The organism is Novosphingobium sp. HNCC26BN242, assembly GCF_057180525.1.
The window spans coordinates 608,742-623,839 of sequence record NZ_JBXUGM010000001.1 but is presented as its reverse complement, the minus strand read 5'-3'; the positions used below and the strand labels follow the sequence as shown (position 1 = coordinate 623,839).

General features: G+C 60.5%; 17 protein-coding genes. 2 read left to right on the top strand and 15 right to left on the bottom strand.

Going from position 1 to position 15,098, the window contains the following annotated elements; genetic code table 11:
- Positions 1-12 precede the first annotated feature (12 nt).
- Positions 13-648, top strand: coding sequence for a prolyl hydroxylase family protein (locus AC2A1F_RS03030; RefSeq protein WP_484207281.1), 636 nt, complete (start codon positions 13-15; stop codon positions 646-648).
- Between the two features lie 12 nt (positions 649-660).
- On the opposite strand, the gene AC2A1F_RS03025 is transcribed toward AC2A1F_RS03030, so the two are convergent.
- From AC2A1F_RS03025 to rpsB, 13 genes are all read right to left on the bottom strand, one after another.
- Positions 661-1,101: a MarR family winged helix-turn-helix transcriptional regulator gene (locus AC2A1F_RS03025; RefSeq protein WP_484207280.1), complete on the bottom strand. Its 441-nt coding sequence runs from the start codon at positions 1,099-1,101 to the stop codon at positions 661-663.
- Positions 1,102-1,216: 115 nt separating this feature from the next.
- Positions 1,217-1,441 carry a 50S ribosomal protein L31 gene (rpmE, locus tag AC2A1F_RS03020; RefSeq protein ID WP_039337458.1) on the bottom strand — a complete coding sequence of 75 codons (225 nt, stop codon included), beginning with the start codon at positions 1,439-1,441 and terminating at the stop codon, positions 1,217-1,219.
- 103 nt (positions 1,442-1,544) lie between these two features.
- On the bottom strand, positions 1,545-2,012 hold the full coding sequence (gene fabZ / locus AC2A1F_RS03015; RefSeq protein WP_484207279.1) for a 3-hydroxyacyl-ACP dehydratase FabZ: 468 nt from the start codon (positions 2,010-2,012) through the stop codon (positions 1,545-1,547).
- Between the two features lie 34 nt (positions 2,013-2,046).
- Positions 2,047-2,736: an OmpH family outer membrane protein gene (locus AC2A1F_RS03010; protein ID WP_484207278.1), complete on the bottom strand. Its 690-nt coding sequence runs from the start codon at positions 2,734-2,736 to the stop codon at positions 2,047-2,049.
- Positions 2,736-5,342 carry an outer membrane protein assembly factor BamA gene (gene bamA, locus AC2A1F_RS03005; RefSeq protein ID WP_484207277.1) on the bottom strand — a complete coding sequence of 869 codons (2,607 nt, stop codon included), beginning with the start codon at positions 5,340-5,342 and terminating at the stop codon, positions 2,736-2,738. The genes AC2A1F_RS03010 and bamA overlap by 1 nt, the downstream gene beginning before the upstream one ends.
- 227 nt (positions 5,343-5,569) lie before the next feature.
- Positions 5,570-6,691 (bottom strand): RIP metalloprotease RseP, encoded by a 1,122-nt coding sequence (gene rseP, locus AC2A1F_RS03000; protein WP_484207276.1) that lies wholly within the window; start codon positions 6,689-6,691, stop codon positions 5,570-5,572.
- A 49-nt stretch (positions 6,692-6,740) separates the two neighbouring features.
- Positions 6,741-7,898 (bottom strand): 1-deoxy-D-xylulose-5-phosphate reductoisomerase, encoded by a 1,158-nt coding sequence (locus AC2A1F_RS02995; protein WP_484207275.1) that lies wholly within the window; start codon positions 7,896-7,898, stop codon positions 6,741-6,743.
- 4 nt (positions 7,899-7,902) lie between these two features.
- On the bottom strand, positions 7,903-8,649 hold the full coding sequence (locus AC2A1F_RS02990; RefSeq protein ID WP_484207274.1) for a phosphatidate cytidylyltransferase: 747 nt from the start codon (positions 8,647-8,649) through the stop codon (positions 7,903-7,905).
- Complete coding sequence (gene uppS / locus AC2A1F_RS02985) at positions 8,639-9,283, bottom strand: polyprenyl diphosphate synthase (protein ID WP_484208156.1); 645 nt, start codon at positions 9,281-9,283, stop codon at positions 8,639-8,641. The genes AC2A1F_RS02990 and uppS overlap by 11 nt, the downstream gene beginning before the upstream one ends.
- Before the next feature lie 83 nt (positions 9,284-9,366).
- Positions 9,367-9,924: a ribosome recycling factor gene (gene frr / locus AC2A1F_RS02980; protein WP_484207273.1), complete on the bottom strand. Its 558-nt coding sequence runs from the start codon at positions 9,922-9,924 to the stop codon at positions 9,367-9,369.
- Between the two features lie 15 nt (positions 9,925-9,939).
- On the bottom strand, positions 9,940-10,662 hold the full coding sequence (gene pyrH / locus AC2A1F_RS02975) for a UMP kinase (protein WP_484207272.1): 723 nt from the start codon (positions 10,660-10,662) through the stop codon (positions 9,940-9,942).
- 168 nt (positions 10,663-10,830) lie between these two features.
- Entirely contained in the window at positions 10,831-11,757 is a 927-nt protein-coding gene (gene tsf, locus AC2A1F_RS02970) for a translation elongation factor Ts (RefSeq protein WP_484207271.1), read from the bottom strand.
- A 128-nt stretch (positions 11,758-11,885) separates the two neighbouring features.
- On the bottom strand, positions 11,886-12,644 hold the full coding sequence (gene rpsB / locus AC2A1F_RS02965; protein WP_484207270.1) for a 30S ribosomal protein S2: 759 nt from the start codon (positions 12,642-12,644) through the stop codon (positions 11,886-11,888).
- 399 nt (positions 12,645-13,043) lie between these two features.
- On the opposite strand from rpsB, the gene AC2A1F_RS02960 reads away from it, so the two are divergent.
- Positions 13,044-13,325: a hypothetical protein gene (locus AC2A1F_RS02960; protein WP_484207269.1), complete on the top strand. Its 282-nt coding sequence runs from the start codon at positions 13,044-13,046 to the stop codon at positions 13,323-13,325.
- Here AC2A1F_RS02960 and AC2A1F_RS02955 read toward each other — a convergent pair.
- Positions 13,297-14,145, bottom strand: a complete 849-nt coding sequence (locus tag AC2A1F_RS02955) for a CDP-alcohol phosphatidyltransferase family protein (RefSeq protein ID WP_484208155.1) — start codon at positions 14,143-14,145, stop codon at positions 13,297-13,299. The two genes, AC2A1F_RS02960 and AC2A1F_RS02955, sit on opposite strands and share 29 nt — an antisense overlap.
- Positions 14,145-14,894 (bottom strand): phosphatidylserine decarboxylase, encoded by a 750-nt coding sequence (locus tag AC2A1F_RS02950; RefSeq protein ID WP_292627673.1) that lies wholly within the window; start codon positions 14,892-14,894, stop codon positions 14,145-14,147. Before AC2A1F_RS02950 ends, AC2A1F_RS02955 begins: the two co-directional genes overlap by 1 nt.
- Positions 14,895-15,098 lie beyond the last annotated feature (204 nt).

Here is a 15,098-nt window from a genome sequence, read left to right as displayed (position 1 = left end):
GAAAAACGCGCGATGCTGTCTGTTGCCAACGAATCGTCTGCCGAACGGCTGCTTGCTGTGCCCGGCATGATGCGCGTGCCCTCGCCCCGGATCGAAATGTTCATCCTGCGCGATTTCCTGTCCGAGGCGGAATGTGCTGCACTGGTGGACCGGATCGAGCGGCAGCGGCGGCCCTCCACGCTAGCCGATGCCAATGGGGACACGGCGTTCCGCACCAGCGAAACCTGTGATTTGCCGATGGATGAACACGATGTCGCAGCGCTCGATGCCAGATTTTCTGCCCTTTCCGGCATCGACCGGCCGTTTGGTGAACCGATCCAGGGGCAGCGCTATGATGTGGGGCAGGAGTTCAAGGCCCATACCGATTTCTTCGCGCCCGACGGCGTCGATTACGAACGCTATTGCGGCGTGGCCGGGCAGCGCACGTGGACGTTCATGGTCTATCTGAACACGGTGGAAGCCGGCGGCGCGACGAGGTTCAAGGTGATCGACAAGACGATCCAGCCCAAACGGGGCAAGCTGGTGTGCTGGAACAACCGGCGGCCAGATGGCAGCGGCAACCCCGCCACGCTCCATCACGCGATGAAAGTGCGCAAAGGGCTGAAATACGTGATCACCAAATGGTATCGCGAAAAGCCCTACGTTTGAGGGATCAAGCGCTCAGCCCTCAAGCTCAGCCTCTCGCGCGGCACGAATTATTGGCAGGGCGCGGAATAGCACGTCGGCATCAAGCGCGCCAAGCAGTTCGGTGAAGCGCTCCTCATGCCGATCAATCCGCGCAATCGCTTCTGCTGCCATCGCGCGGCCTTCATCGGTCAGCATGAGCGCATGGCTGCGCCCGTCGAGGCGTCGGCGATCCACCAGCCCGCGTTCCATCAGGCGCGAAATGATTGGCACCATATTGGCCCGCTTAATGGCCAGCGCCTGCCCCACCTCGGTTTGCGAACAATCGGGGTTTTCGGCGATGACCAGGAGCGTGGTCACTTCGGCTGGGCGCAGATCAAGGTCGGCCAGTTCGCGCGAAAGATCGGCCATCATGACAGACGAGGCCCGGCGCAATTGGTAGCCAAGGCGGCTTTCAAGGGAATTGGTCAACGTCATGGCATGATCTTTAGGACGGCTATCGGGGATAGCAATATCCACCTGCGCCGATTTGCGCGCAAATGAAAAGGGCGGCCTGAGCCGCCCTTCCCGAAACCAAAACCACTGCCGTATCTTAACGCTTGAGCGAAAGACCACCGAAGCGCTTGTTGAACTGGGCAACGCGGCCACCCTGATCGAGCTGGCGCGTGCCACCGGTCCATGCCGGGTGCGATGTCGGGTCGATTTCGAGCGCCAGCGTATCGCCTTCCTTGCCCCAGGTAGAGCGAGTCTCGAAAACGGTGCCGTCGGTCATCTGCACCTTGATCATGTGGTAGTCGGGGTGAATGCCAGTCTTCATGGGTCTAACTCCGGTGCGCAGCCGGTTCCGACCGGCCACAAGAATCTGTAAGGGCGCGCGCCTAAACGAAAGCGGCTCTATTGTCCAGCGACAGAGATGCAGATCAAGCGTCGGCGATCATCGCCGTGAAGCTCACTTCGCAGGTCACCTTGTCGCCGATCATGGCCTTGCCAGCGAACTTGCACACGCGGCTGCGCTTTTGTGTGAATTCGACATGGAGATCGAGCAGCACGCCAGGTTCCACCGGATTGCGGAACTTAGCTTCCTCAATAGCCATGAAATAGACAAGCTTGCCAGAGCCCGCCAAACCCAGCGATTCCACCGCAAGCACGCCCGCGGCCTGCGCCAACGCCTCGATCTGAAGAACGCCGGGCATGATCGGACGGCCGGGGAAATGGCCCTGAAAGAACTGTTCGTTCATCGACACGGCTTTCACCGCATGGATGCGCTCGTTCAGTGTAATGGCAACCACGCGATCAACCAGCAGCAAGGGATAGCGATGCGGCAGCGCCGCCATCACCTTGCGCACATCGTAATCCGTTATCACGGCTTGAGCCGTCTCTTCGGTCATTTCCCCGTTTTCCCGGTCGCTAGCCCTGAAAGCCTCAGCGGCCCTCAGGAGCCTTTTTTGCAGGCTGGGCGGGAGCGGGCGTTCCAGCCTGCTGCGGGGCCTGTGCCTGGGCCTGCTGCTCACGCTGTGCGCGGGGCATCCAGCCAGCTGGCGGAACGAGCTGGGCCGAGGGGATCAGCTTGTTGAGTTCAACAAGAATATCCTGATTCAGGTTATAGGCCTGACCCGCCTTGATCACACTTTGCGAATCCAGCACCAGCGTGATCTTCTTCTTGTCCATCGCGGCCTGCGTGGCAGCGTCCAGCTTGTCGCCGATCTGCTCCAACACGTACTGCTGCGAAAGGTTCAACGGCTCCAGAATCTTCTGGATTTCGGCCTGGCCCGCCTGCTCGATCTGCTGGATCTGCTCATACTGTTGCTGCAGCGCGGCGCGGTTGGGTGTGGCAGCGCGCGAATCGGCCTGCAGTTTGTCGATCAGCGGCTTGAGCTGCGCTTCGATCTGGGTCTTGCGCGTATTGGCCTGATCGATCTGCGGCTTGTAAGTGGTGGGGCGCTGCTGCTGGGCCGTTTGATAGGCAGCCGAAGCGGCAACGACAGCCGAAGGATTAGCGATGGCGACGCCGGGTGCAACAACCCCGCCAGCCGCCTGAGCGATTGCAGCGTTGGGCGAAATGGCAACAAGAGCGAGGCCCGCGAGAAGCGCGGATGCATAACGGATTTTCATCAGAACTGGGTTCCCACGTTGAAAGTGAAAGTTTTGGGATCGTCGCCGTCAACCCTTTTGAGGACTCGGGCGAAATCGAGGCGGAATGGTCCGAATGGCGAGTTCCAGTTCACGCCGATACCTACCGAAATACGTGGCGCGGGCGAATCGCCGACGAACGTTTCGTTGAATATCTGAACCGGATCACCGTTTGATGTGCCATCCGATGCTGTCGGGCTGGCGGTCGGCCTGCCGGTCAGACGGTCAGTATAGATGCGCTGCGGGTTGACGAGGTTGGCCGCCAGCGGATTGGTAATTCCCCACAGCGCGCCTGCATCGACATAGATCGACGGACGCAATCCCAGTTCACGCGCGCCTGAGCCCAGCGGAATTTCCAGCTCTGCGCGTGACAGGTAGTAATATTTGCCGCCCACCGCGTCATCGATCCACTGGTTGCGATCGGTTGCTTCCACGCCGTTGATGATGTTCTTGCGCAGCACGCGCGGACCTACGCCGCGAATGTCGAAGCCACGAATCTGCGGTTCACCAAGGAAGAAGCGGTCGGTCAGATAAACGTCATCGATCGTCGGATCATTCGACCGGCTGCCCAACGCCTTGATCGCGCCGCCTTCGGCCCGCAGCGAGAAGATGAAGCCGCTGCCCACGTTCCAGAACCGCGATGCGTTGGCCGTAAACCGCGCATACTTCACCGAACCGCCAAGCCCGGCAACATCGCCGCCCAGCACAACCTGCATACCTCGCGTCGGGCGCAGGCGGTTGTCGAGCGTATCATAGACCAACGACGCCCCAAGGATCGAACTGGTCCGCTTACCAATGGCATCGCACAGATAGCGCCCTGCCAGCAGATTGCTGCACTGGCCGTTGATGAAGAACGTGTTCTGATCCAGCGTCACGTCATCAATGTTGAACGTGTAACGACCAATCAGCGACATGTATTCGGTCAAGGCCACACCGATGCGCGCCGTGAAGCCGGTGGTGGCTTGCCGATAGGTGGTGTTGCGGTTCTGGTTCTGGAAGTTGAAGCTGTTCAGATCGCGCCGGTAGATATCCATCCCGAACGACACGTTCTTGTCGAACAGATAAGGCTCGGTAAAGCTGACCTGCACCGACCGGGTAAAGCGCGAATAATCGACCGAAAGGCCAATCGTCTGCCCACGGCCGCGGAAGTTGTTCTGGCGGATCGATCCTTGGAAGATGAAACTCTCAAGGCTCGAAAAACCGGCTGACAGCTGTAGCTCGCCGGTGGGGCGTTCTTCCACGTTGGCTTCCAGCACGATCCGATCAGGCGCGCTGCCGGGCTTTTGTTCAACCTCAAACTTTTCCTGGAAGTATCCCAGCGATTTGATGCGGTTGGTTGAACGCTTGATCTGGAACGTATTGAAGGCATCGCCTTCGGAAATGCGGAACTCACGCCGGATCACCTTGTCCTGCGTCAGCGTATTTCCGTTAACATCGACGCGTTCGACATAGGTGCGCGGCGCTTCGGCGATGCGGAAGGTGACCGACATCGTCAGGTCATCCTTGTTGCGCGCAAAATCGGGGCGCACATCGGCAAAGGCATAGCCAAAGGCACCGGCGGTTTCGGTCAAAGAGTCGACCTGATCTTCCACCATCTTGGCGTTATACCAGGCACCCTGCTTGATCGGCAGGTTCTTCGCCATCCTGTCACCGTCAAAATCGCGCAACTGGCTGTCAACCTTGACCTCGCCAAACTTGTAGCGCTCCCCTTCTTCGACAACGTAGGTGATGATGAAGTCGCGCTTGTCCGGGGTCAGTTCGGCCACGGCGGAGACCACGCGGAAATCCGCGTAGCCTTCGGTCAGGTAATACTGGCGCAACTTTTGCTGGTCGAAGGCCAAGCGATCAGGATCGTAGCTCGTGCCTGATGAAAACAGGCGGAAGAAACGCGCCTGTTTTGTCACCATCTGGCCGCGCAGTTCCCCGTCGGAGAACTTCTCATTGCCCAGAATGTTGATCTGGCGAACCTTGGACTTCGGGCCTTCGCTGATCTCGAACACGATATCGACGCGGTTCTGGTCCAGCATGACCATCTTCGGTTCAACCGTGGCGGCAAATCGGCCCTGGCGCTTGTACAGTTCGATGATGCGGGCCACATCGGCGCGCACCTTGGACCGGGTAAAGATCTGGCGCGCCGAAAGCTTGATTTCGGGGAGGATCTTGTCTTCCTTTAGGCGCTTGTTCCCTTCAAGGATGATGCGGTTGATGACCGGGTTTTCCTTGACCTGCACCACCACATCGCCGCCATTATTGCGGATCTGCACATCAGCAAACAGTTCGGTCGCGTAGAGGTCCTTCAGGGCCTGATCGCCTGAAACCTGCGTATATGTCTGGCCCGGACGCAGCCGTATGTAGGACAGAATCGTGTCGGCTTCGAGGCGCTGTGAACCTTCGACCGTCACCGTGCGAATGACATCGCCGACTGGGGCCACAGGCGCAGCAGGCGCAGCGAGCGGTACGGCAGGAGCCGCTTGCGCAAATGCAAGTTGCGGGGCAGCCAGCATACCAGTGCAAAGCCCGGTGGTTGCGAGCAAGGCCGCTCCGAGCGGGGGGAGTTTGCCTGCCCGTGCCGCGTTCCGTCCAATCATCACCAAGCGCTATCCCGTACTAAGTGGCAGGTGGACGCCCGCGAGGACGGCCCAGCCACGGCAAGCAATGCTGCCCTCTGCCCGATGCAACAAGGCCAATCAAGCAAACATTGCCCCGCATTTCTGTGGAAAGACATTCCGTGCAAGAATCCTGCCGTCACCCCTGCCGGACAAGACCCCCTTGCACCCAAGATCCATGCGCCCCGCACCGGCACGTGGAAAGAAGCTTACCCCCCGAACACTTTCAGCGACGCCACATCGTTGATCGTGACGAACAGCATCAGCGCCATGACAAACGCAAGGCCAGTGCGGAATGCCCACTCCTGCCCGCGCGGACCGACCGGCTTTCTGCGCACCGCTTCTGCTGCGTAGAAAGCCAGATGGCCACCGTCGAGCACCGGGATTGGCAGGAGGTTAATGAACCCCAAGTTAATCGAGATCAGCGCCACGAAGCCGACGAACGATTGCCAACCCGAAACGAACTGCTCGCCCGAATATTTGGCGATCTTGATCGGCCCGCCCAGCTCTTTGACCTCGCGCTTGCCGGTGATGATCTGGCCAATGCCGTGGACCATCATGCCAATGATACTGCCGGTCTGCCTTACGCCGTCTACCACGGCATCAACCGGCCCGACGCGCACCACTTCATAGGATTTGGGACCGATCCCCAAAAAGCCGATCTTCTGGGTATTGCCGAAGCGGTCGCTTTCCACTTTCACCGCAGCGCGCGCTGCCAGTTCCACCTGCCGACCTTCGCGCAGGACCACCAGATCCAGCGGCTCGCCGGGATTCTGGCCCACTTCAAGCCGGACATCGAGGAAAGATTCGACCGTATTTCCGCGGATCGACACGATCCTGTCGCCGAGTTTGACACCGGCCCGATCGGCAGCTGAGCCGGTCTTGATTTCGCCCACCACCGGCGGGACCACCACTTTGCCATAAGCCATTGTGAAGCCTGCCAGAATTAGCACGGCAAACATCAGATTGGTAACCGGCCCTGCCAGCACGATCAGCGAACGCTGCCACAAGGCCTTGGCCTGAAACGTGCGGTTGCGCTCTTCTGCGGGGAGCGCCAGCCATTCAGGGCTGGGCTGGCTCGCAGGGTTCATGTCACCGGCAAACTGCACGTAACCGCCCAACGGTAGCGCTGAAAGCTTCCAGCGCGTGCCGCGCTTGTCGGTCCAGCCCGCCAGTTCCTTGCCAAAGCCGATGGAGAAGACATCAGCCTTCACCCCGAACCAGCGGCCCACAAGGTAATGACCGAGTTCGTGAATGAACACCAATGGCCCCAGCACCAGCAGGAACGCCAGAATGGTGGTCAGGATTCCGGGGCTTTCAAGCGGCGTCATAGCTGGCCAAACTCCATCACGCCAAACTGCATTACAGGGCCGATCTGGGTCAAGACACGTGCTCCATCAGTTCGCGTGCATGGGCGCGGGCCTGCGCATCGATGGCGATGACATCTTCAAGGCAGGCCGGAGCGGGCAGCGGGCTACGCGACAACACATCCTCAACCGATTGCACGATGCGGGTGAACGGTATCTGACCATCAAGGAACGCCGCCACGGCAATCTCGTTGGCCGCGTTCATCGTGGCAGGCGCAGCGCCGCCTGCGATCACCACATGGCGTGCAACGCGGGTGGCCGGAAAGCGCACCTCATCAGGCGCACGGAACGTCAACTGCCCAATTGCGGCCAGATCGAGCGGCGCGCACGGCGTGTCCATCCGCGCAGGCCATGCCAGCGCCGAGGCGATGGGCACGCGCATGTCCGAAGGGCCAAGCTGGGCCAGCGTCGAACCATCGCGGTATTCCACCATCGAATGCACCACCGATTGCGGATGAACAATCACGCGCAGCCGCTCCACCCCCACCGGGAACAGGTGATAGGCCTCGATAAACTCAAGGCCCTTGTTCATCATCGTGGCCGAATCCACGCTGATCTTGGCCCCCATCGACCAGTTGGGATGCTTGACCGCCTCGACCGGGGTGGCCGCGTGTAGCTGCTCCAGCGTCCAATCGCGGAACGGGCCGCCACTTGCGGTAAGTGTAATGGCATGGACGTGATCGATATCATTTCCCGCAAGGCACTGAAAAATAGCGTTATGCTCGGAATCCACTGGCAACAGCGTTGCGCCATGGCGCGCGACCGCTGCAGTCATCACATCGCCTGCCGAAACCAGCGCTTCCTTGTTGGCCAAGGCGATTGTGCCACCGCGTTCAATCGCCGCCATTGTGGGCGCAAGGCCTGCACAGCCGACAATCGCGGCCACAGTCACATCTGCGCCCCGCGCGGCCGCTTCGATCAAGGCATCAGGCCCCGCCGCGGCCTGAATGTTCGTGCCAGCCAAAGCCTCACGCAGATTGGCCAGCGCGGCCTCATCAGCCACGACAGCCAATTCCGCGCCAAACTCCCGCGCCAGCTTGGCAAGGCCTCCAGCATCACCATGGGCAGTGAGCGCGACCACGCGCCAATCAGCGCGGTTGCGGCGGATCAGATCAAGCGTGGACGAGCCGATGGAACCAGTTGCACCAAGAATCGAAATTGAGCGAGTCACGGCTTCAGTTCCCCACCTGCGTTGCGGCCCACGCGGTACCTGCGATAATGGCTACGGGCAGCAGGCCGTCCAACCTGTCAAACAGACCGCCATGGCCGGGTATAAGGCGGGAGGAATCCTTCACCCCTGCCCGCCGCTTGAGCCAGGATTGATAGAAATCACCAGCTTGCGCAAAAATGGCCATAACCGCCCCAGCCAGCGCGGCCACGCCGACATTGGCGGTTTCAAGCGCCCCAGCCACACTCGGCCCGGTTGGACCGATTGCTGAAATCAGGTATCCGGCTGCCAGCACCACTAACGCGGTCCAGATCCCCGCCGCTGCCATGCCCCCCAGCAGGCCGGACCATGTCTTCGACGGACTGATCCGTGGCGCAATCTTGGGCCCGCCCAGCGCCCGCCCGGTGAAATAAGCTCCAGTATCGGTGAAGATCACGATGCCCAGCACCACCAGCATCAGCGGTTCGGGCATCACCGCCAGCGCCAGCCCCGCCCAACCTATGTAGACGGCCCCGGCGATGACCATAGGCCCCAGCTTCATCGGGCTTTCGGCAATCTTGCTGCAAAGTAGGACATATTCCACGAACACGCCAAACGCCACCGCCGCCACGAACAGGTCCAGCACCAATCCGCCAACCCAGAAAGCCACCCCCGCAATTGCCAGCATGGCCACCGCCGATGCAAGCCGGACCGGCAAATCCGCGTTCTTGCGCTGACCTGCCTCTAGCGGCACCAAGACGGGATCAGCGTCCACCAAACCGCCTCTCGCGCGCACCGAACTGGTCCAGCGCCTCACGCAAGTGTTCCGGGCTGAAATCAGGCCACAACACATCGGTGAACCACATTTCGGCATATGCCGCCTGCCACAGCAGGAAGTTCGACAGCCGCAGTTCGCCAGACGTGCGGATCAACAGATCCAGCGGCGGCAGGCTCGCGGTATCGAGTTCGGCTTCGATGGCCTCGGGCGTGATGTCCCCTTTGGCCGCAGCTTTGGCCGCAGCACGAGCGATTTCCTGTTGCGAACCATAGTTCAGCGCAATGGCCAGCGTGGTACCAGTGTTGTGCGCCGTGCGCGCCATTGCATCTTCGATCAGCTCTACAATGTCGGGTGCAAGCGCCTGATATTCGCCGATGATTCGCAGCCGCACATTGTTGGCCACGAATTCTTCTAAATCATTGCGGATGAAGGTGCGCAGCAGCCCCATCAGGTCGGCGATTTCATCAGCCGGGCGCTTCCAGTTCTCGGACGAAAACGCATAGAGCGTCAGCGCTTCGAGGCCTAAGTCTCTGGCTGCGCGGGTAATCTCGCGCACAGTATCAACGCCGCGCTTGTGCCCGAAGGCGCGCGGCATCAGGCGCTTCTTGGCCCACCGGCCATTGCCATCCATGATGATGGCGACATGGCGGGCGGCCCCTGCAGAACCGCCACCAAGCCGGGCATCGACCCGCTCATCCTGAGCTTGCCGAAGGGTCACTTGCCGAGGATTTCCTTTTCCTTGGCAGCAGCGGCGTCATCGGCCTGCTTGATGATTTCGTCGGTCAGCTTCTGCAGGTCGGTCTCGGCACGCTTGCGCTCATCCTCCGAGATTTCCTTCTTGTTTTCATCGGCCTTCAGCGCATCCATGCCATCGCGGCGCACATTGCGGATCGCGATGCGCGCGTTTTCTGCATATTTGCTGGCCAGCTTGGCCAGTTCCTTGCGACGGTCCTCGGTCAGATCGGGGATCGGCAAACGCAGCGTCTGGCCATCGGTGATCGGGTTCAGACCAAGGCCTGCTGACCGTATCGCCTTTTCAACAGGCGTCACGTTCGATTTGTCCCACACCTGCACCGACAGCATGCGCGGTTCCGGCGCAGAAACGCTGGCAACCTGCGACAGCGACATATGAGCGCCATAGACCTCAACCGTGATTGGATCGAGCAGCGCAGTGTTGGCGCGGCCGGTGCGCAAGCCGGACAGATCGCTTTTCAACGAGTCCACTGCGCCCTTCATGCGGCGCTCAAGATCGGCCTTGTCGTATTTTGCCATGTCAGGCGTCCTTCATCACAATGACTTTTTCACAATTGTCTGCGTGCCCTCGCCTGCCAGAACACGGGCAAGATTGCCGCGTTCGCGGATCGAAAAGACGACGATCGGAATGCTGTTGTCACGGCACAGCGCCACGGCGCTGGCGTCCATGACCTTCAGATTGTCTGCCAGCACCGTGTCATAATCCACGGTATCATAACGCTTTGCAGAAGCGTCCTTCTTTGGGTCGGCATCGTAGACGCCGTCCACACTGGTGCCCTTGAGCAGCGCGTCGCACTTCATTTCAGCCGCGCGCAGCGCAGCGCCGGAATCGGTGGTGAAATAAGGCGCGCCAACTCCGGCAGCGAAGATCACGATGCGGCCTTTTTCCAGATGCCGTTCAGCGCGGCGGCGGATCACCGGCTCGCACACCTGATCCATCTGGACAGCAGACTGCACGCGCGTGGGCACGCCAATCTGTTCGAGCGCATTCTGCATGGCCAGCGCGTTCATCACCGTGGCCAGCATGCCCATGTAATCGGCCTGCGCGCGGTCCATCCCCTTAGCTGCGCCTGCCATGCCGCGGAAGATATTACCCCCGCCGATAACCAGACAAATCTGCAGCCCGCTATCGCGCGCATCCTTCACTTCCTGCGCCACGCGAGCGACGTAATCGGTATCAATCCCGAACTGCTGTTCCCCCATCAGCACTTCGCCCGAAAGCTTCAGGAGGATGCGCTTGTAGGATGGAACGCTCATGGTCTGGATGCACTCATATCGGAAGGTGGCATATCGGAAGGTGGCATATCGGAAGGTGGCCGCCCTTATAACCCTGTGAAGGGCCGTGCCAAGGGCGCAAGATGCAACAATCCCCGCACAGGCAGTCCCTTTGCGGAACCGCCCCTGCGGGGATTGCAGCTTGTGGTGTTACTTGATGCCGGCAGCAGCAGCCACTTCGGCGGCAAAGTCGGTCTCTTCCTTCTCGATGCCTTCGCCGAGCTGGAAGCGGACATAGTCCTTCAGCACGATCTTGGCGCCAGCTTCCTTGCCCGCCGCATCGACGACCTGCTGGATGGTGGACTTGTTGTCCATCACGAAGATCTGCGAAAGGAGCGCGTTTTCCTTGGCATACTTGGCCACGGCGCCATCGACCATCTTGGCCTGAACTTCGTCAGGCTTGCCGCTTTCCGCTGCCTTTTCGGCCGCGATCTTGCGTTCGCGCGCGATCAGTTCGGCATCCAGATCATCGGCATTCAGCGCCAGCGGGAAAGCCGCTGCGATGTGCATCGCAATCTGCTTGCCCAGCGATTCCAGCTTGTCAGCCGCCGCTTCGGATTCGAGCGCGACGAGCACGCCGATCTTGCCGAGGTTGGTGGCAGCCGCATTGTGCATGTAGGGCACGACCACGCCCGCCGAGACTTCGACGTGCTTGATGCGGCGCAGCTGCTGGTTTTCGCCAATGGTCGCCACGTTGTTGGTCAGCTTGTCCGATACGGTGCCGCCATCGGGATATTCAGCCGACTTCAATGCTTCAACGTCGGTCTCGCCGGTGTGCAGCGCCACCTCGGTGGCCTTGCGCACGAAGTCCTGGAACTGGTCGTTCTTGGCGACGAAATCGGTTTCCGAGTTCACTTCGAGCGCAACGCCCTTGGTGCCTGAAACGGCCACGCCCACAAGGCCTTCAGCTGCCGTGCGGCTTGATTTCTTGGCAGCAGCGGCAAGACCCTTGGCGCGCAGCGCGTCAACCGCGGCTTCGATATCGCCATTGGTCTCGTCGAGAGCCTTCTTGCAGTCCATCATGCCGGCGCCAGTGCGCTCGCGCAGGTTCTTCACGTCAGCGGCGGTATAAGCCATCGCGTTGATCCTTCATTCTTGAATATAGAGGAGGGCCGCAGCACTGCCGCGGCCCGTAGATCACATCCGGGACAATTCGGTGACGGCCCTTCCCTTCACGAGTGGGCCGTCAGCCGAAATTCCGAAAATCAGGCCTCGACGATGGCTTCTTCTGCCATCGGTTCGTCCATCGCGCCAAGATCCGCACCCGAAGCGATAGCGGCTTCGCGGCCACCCTTGGTCGCAGCAGCGGCAACGGCTTCACAGTACAGGCGGATGGCACGGCTGGCGTCGTCGTTCGCTGGAACCGGGAACGCGATACCATCGGGCGAAACATTCGAATCGAGGATGGCAACAACCGGGATGCCCAGAACGTTGGCTTCCTTGATCGCAAGTTCTTCCTTGTTGGCATCGATCACGAACATCACGTCCGGGATGCCGCCCATGTCGCGGATGCCGCCAAGCGAGAGTTCGAGCTTGTCGCGCTCGCGCGTCAGTTGAAGAACTTCCTTCTTGGTCAGGCCTGCGGTGTCACCGGCCAGCTGCTCTTCGAGCGCCTTGAAGCGCTTGATCGAACCGGAGATGGTCTTCCAGTTGGTGAGCATGCCGCCCAACCAGCGATGGTTGACGTAGTGCTGGCCCGAAGCGCGCGCGGCCTGTGCAATCGGCTCCTGCGCCTGACGCTTGGTGCCAACGAACAGGACCTTGCCGCCTGCCTGCACGGTGGCCGAAATGAATTCGAGCGCACGGGCGAAAAGCGGAACGCTCTGCGACAGGTCAAGGATGTGGATGCCGTTGCGGGCGCCGAAGATATACGGCTTCATCCGCGGATTCCAGCGGTGGGTCTGGTGGCCGAAGTGGGCCCCGGCTTCGATAAGCTGATGCATCGAGACGACTGGTGCCGCCATAGGTAATTCCTTTCCGGTTGTGCCTCCGGGAAGCTGGAACCGTTGCGGAGATCCCGCTGTCGGCACCGGTGTGAGCGCTTCCCGTGTGGATTGCCGCAAGCACAGGTCAGCACAACGCCAGCCCAAGTCGCGACGTGGCGGCCCTTAAAGCAGGACTTTGATAAAATCCAGCGCGGATTTGACAGATAGTTCAGGCTAGGATCGCACCGAGCACAGAAATACGCCCACGCGTGCGCAAAAGGCACTTGACCGAATGGAACAAAAAGAGAACATTAGTTCCATACCCGAATCGGTTCCCGGGCGTGTTGGAACCATAAGGCAATTCACAGGTTTTCCACAGGTGTTTCCGATATCATCGGAAATGGGTTGAGGGGACCGGACGGTCTAAGGATTCAGGCAATGCTCGCTTTGGTATGCACAGCTGTTTTCGTCATTGCGGCGGCCTTTGCCGTCATTGCCATTGTGGTAACGATGCAAGGACGCACCGCGCAGATCAAGGCGCTGCTGGCTGAATACCGCACGCTTCAGCGGGACCGTGAATTCCTCGTACAGATCACCAGCGACGGAACACCGGCACCGCGCGGCGCCAGCACTTCTCAGGCGCGTCGCACCCTACGCCGTGCGGCACGGCCTTTCGTTGAAGTTGCGCGGCCTACACAGCCGCTGCGCGCTGCCGCCTGACTTTGGCGTAGCGCACCATCCCGACAGGGATCATCGCAAGGTAAACCACACAGATTGCCGAAAGCGTCAGCCATGGCTCGGTCAATAGCGCAGCGATCACAAGGCCGGTCAAAGCCATCAGTTCCAACCGCACATTGCGACGCGGTCGGATCGACGACCAGCTGAGCGTTGCCACGTTCGAAATCATCAGGAACGCGATCATCACCAGCCATGGACCCACTAGTAGGGGTTCACGGAACAGCGGATTGTCAGTCGCGATCCACAAGTAGAGCGGCAGGAACGCCAATCCTGCCGCCACCGGAGCCGGGACCCCAGTCAAAAAACCGGCGGATTTGTGCGGCTGCTCTTCCAGATCGATGCGAGCGTTGAACCGGGCGAGCCGCAACGCACAAGCAATAGCCACGGCCAATGCTGCAAACCAGCCAAGGCGCGGCACTTCCTGCAATGACCACAAGAACAGTATCAGAGCGGGCGCAACGCCGAACGAGACATTGTCGGCAAGGCTGTCCAACTCGGCACCAAAGCGCGATTGCGCCTTCAGCAGCCGCGCAATGCGGCCGTCGATGCCGTCCAGCAAACCGGCAATAACCACTGCGGCCACAGCCCTGCGCCAGTCTTCCGCCACTTGCACAGGATCGGTTCCCGATGCTGCTGTTACGGCAAAACGAATTCCGGTCAGCCCGGAACACAGCGCCGCTGTGGTAATCGCATTGGGCGTCATTGCCCGCAGCGTCAGCCCGCCCGGCAGACGCCCACGGCGAGGTCCGGTCCGTTCAGAGCCGTCCCTTACTTCGGGCTCATCGAAGCCCTCGTCATCGATCACTGGCCAATGCCTTCGATCAACGGTGCATCGCCGATCTCGGCCAGCACCGTCTCACCGGCAATCGTTTTTTGCCCCATCAACACTTTGGGCTCGGTCCCGGCAGGCAGATAGACATCAACCCGGCTGCCAAAGCGGATCAGGCCCACGCGCTGTCCAGCGGCAACGATGTCGCCCCCTTTGACAAAAGGAACGATACGGCGCGCGATCAATCCGGCAATCTGGGTGAACCCGATCTGCACACCATCGCCGCGCTCCACCAGGAAATGCTGACGCTCATTCTCTTCGCTGGCCTTGTCGAGATCTGCATTCACGAACTTGCCGGGGATATAGACAACGCGGCGGATCGTGCCGGCAATCGGCGAACGGTTGATGTGCACATCGAACACCGACATGAAGATCGACACCCGCGTCACCGGCTCGCTGCCCATGCCCCGCACGCCCGATCCATCATCAGCGCACAATTCGCGCGGCGGTGGTACTTTCTGGATCAGGGTGATCAACCCGTCAGCAGGTGCGACAACAAACCGGTCATCGCGCGGCGTCACGCGCACCGGATCGCGGAAGAACGCGAGCACGCCCAGCGTCAGAAACGCCAGCGGCCAGGCAATGGTCTCCCACGCCATGAATGCCGCGCCCGCAGCAAGGGCCGCAGAAATCAGGCCAAACTTGCGCCCTTCAGGATGGATGGATGGCCATGACCAACCGGCGGAACCGCGACCACGGTTATCGAAAATATCTCCGGACATGGCCTTCATCTACGCGCTGGCTGTCGCGGGGACAAGCAGACTTGCCCAAAACAATGACAGCCTGCCCCATTGACCCCGTTCCTCGCTCCAACGCTGAACGAATGGGGCGCACAATCGCCCGAGTTATCAGGCTAACAATGCGGCCAGGTCGATCCGCTGACGGAAATTGCCAAAAGTGCCCGGTTCGCACTCGCCACCGGATCA

What these genes read in the sequence shown, in the direction of transcription:
- AC2A1F_RS03030 (WP_484207281.1), top strand. Translation starts at nt 13, where the DNA reads ATGCTGTCTGTTGCCAACGAATCGTCTGCCGAACGGCTGCTTGCTGTG.
- AC2A1F_RS03025 (WP_484207280.1), bottom strand. Translation starts at nt 1,101, where the DNA reads ATGACGTTGACCAATTCCCTTGAAAGCCGCCTTGGCTACCAATTGCGC.
- rpmE (WP_039337458.1), bottom strand. Translation starts at nt 1,441, where the DNA reads ATGAAGACTGGCATTCACCCCGACTACCACATGATCAAGGTGCAGATG.
- fabZ (WP_484207279.1), bottom strand. Translation starts at nt 2,012, where the DNA reads ATGACCGAAGAGACGGCTCAAGCCGTGATAACGGATTACGATGTGCGC.
- AC2A1F_RS03010 (WP_484207278.1), bottom strand. Translation starts at nt 2,736, where the DNA reads ATGAAAATCCGTTATGCATCCGCGCTTCTCGCGGGCCTCGCTCTTGTT.
- bamA (WP_484207277.1), bottom strand. Translation starts at nt 5,342, where the DNA reads ATGATTGGACGGAACGCGGCACGGGCAGGCAAACTCCCCCCGCTCGGA.
- rseP (WP_484207276.1), bottom strand. Translation starts at nt 6,691, where the DNA reads ATGACGCCGCTTGAAAGCCCCGGAATCCTGACCACCATTCTGGCGTTC.
- uppS (WP_484208156.1), bottom strand. Translation starts at nt 9,283, where the DNA reads ATGGATGGCAATGGCCGGTGGGCCAAGAAGCGCCTGATGCCGCGCGCC.
- frr (WP_484207273.1), bottom strand. Translation starts at nt 9,924, where the DNA reads ATGGCAAAATACGACAAGGCCGATCTTGAGCGCCGCATGAAGGGCGCA.
- pyrH (WP_484207272.1), bottom strand. Translation starts at nt 10,662, where the DNA reads ATGAGCGTTCCATCCTACAAGCGCATCCTCCTGAAGCTTTCGGGCGAA.
- tsf (WP_484207271.1), bottom strand. Translation starts at nt 11,757, where the DNA reads ATGGCTTATACCGCCGCTGACGTGAAGAACCTGCGCGAGCGCACTGGC.
- rpsB (WP_484207270.1), bottom strand. Translation starts at nt 12,644, where the DNA reads ATGGCGGCACCAGTCGTCTCGATGCATCAGCTTATCGAAGCCGGGGCC.
- AC2A1F_RS02960 (WP_484207269.1), top strand. Translation starts at nt 13,044, where the DNA reads ATGCTCGCTTTGGTATGCACAGCTGTTTTCGTCATTGCGGCGGCCTTT.
- AC2A1F_RS02950 (WP_292627673.1), bottom strand. Translation starts at nt 14,894, where the DNA reads ATGTCCGGAGATATTTTCGATAACCGTGGTCGCGGTTCCGCCGGTTGG.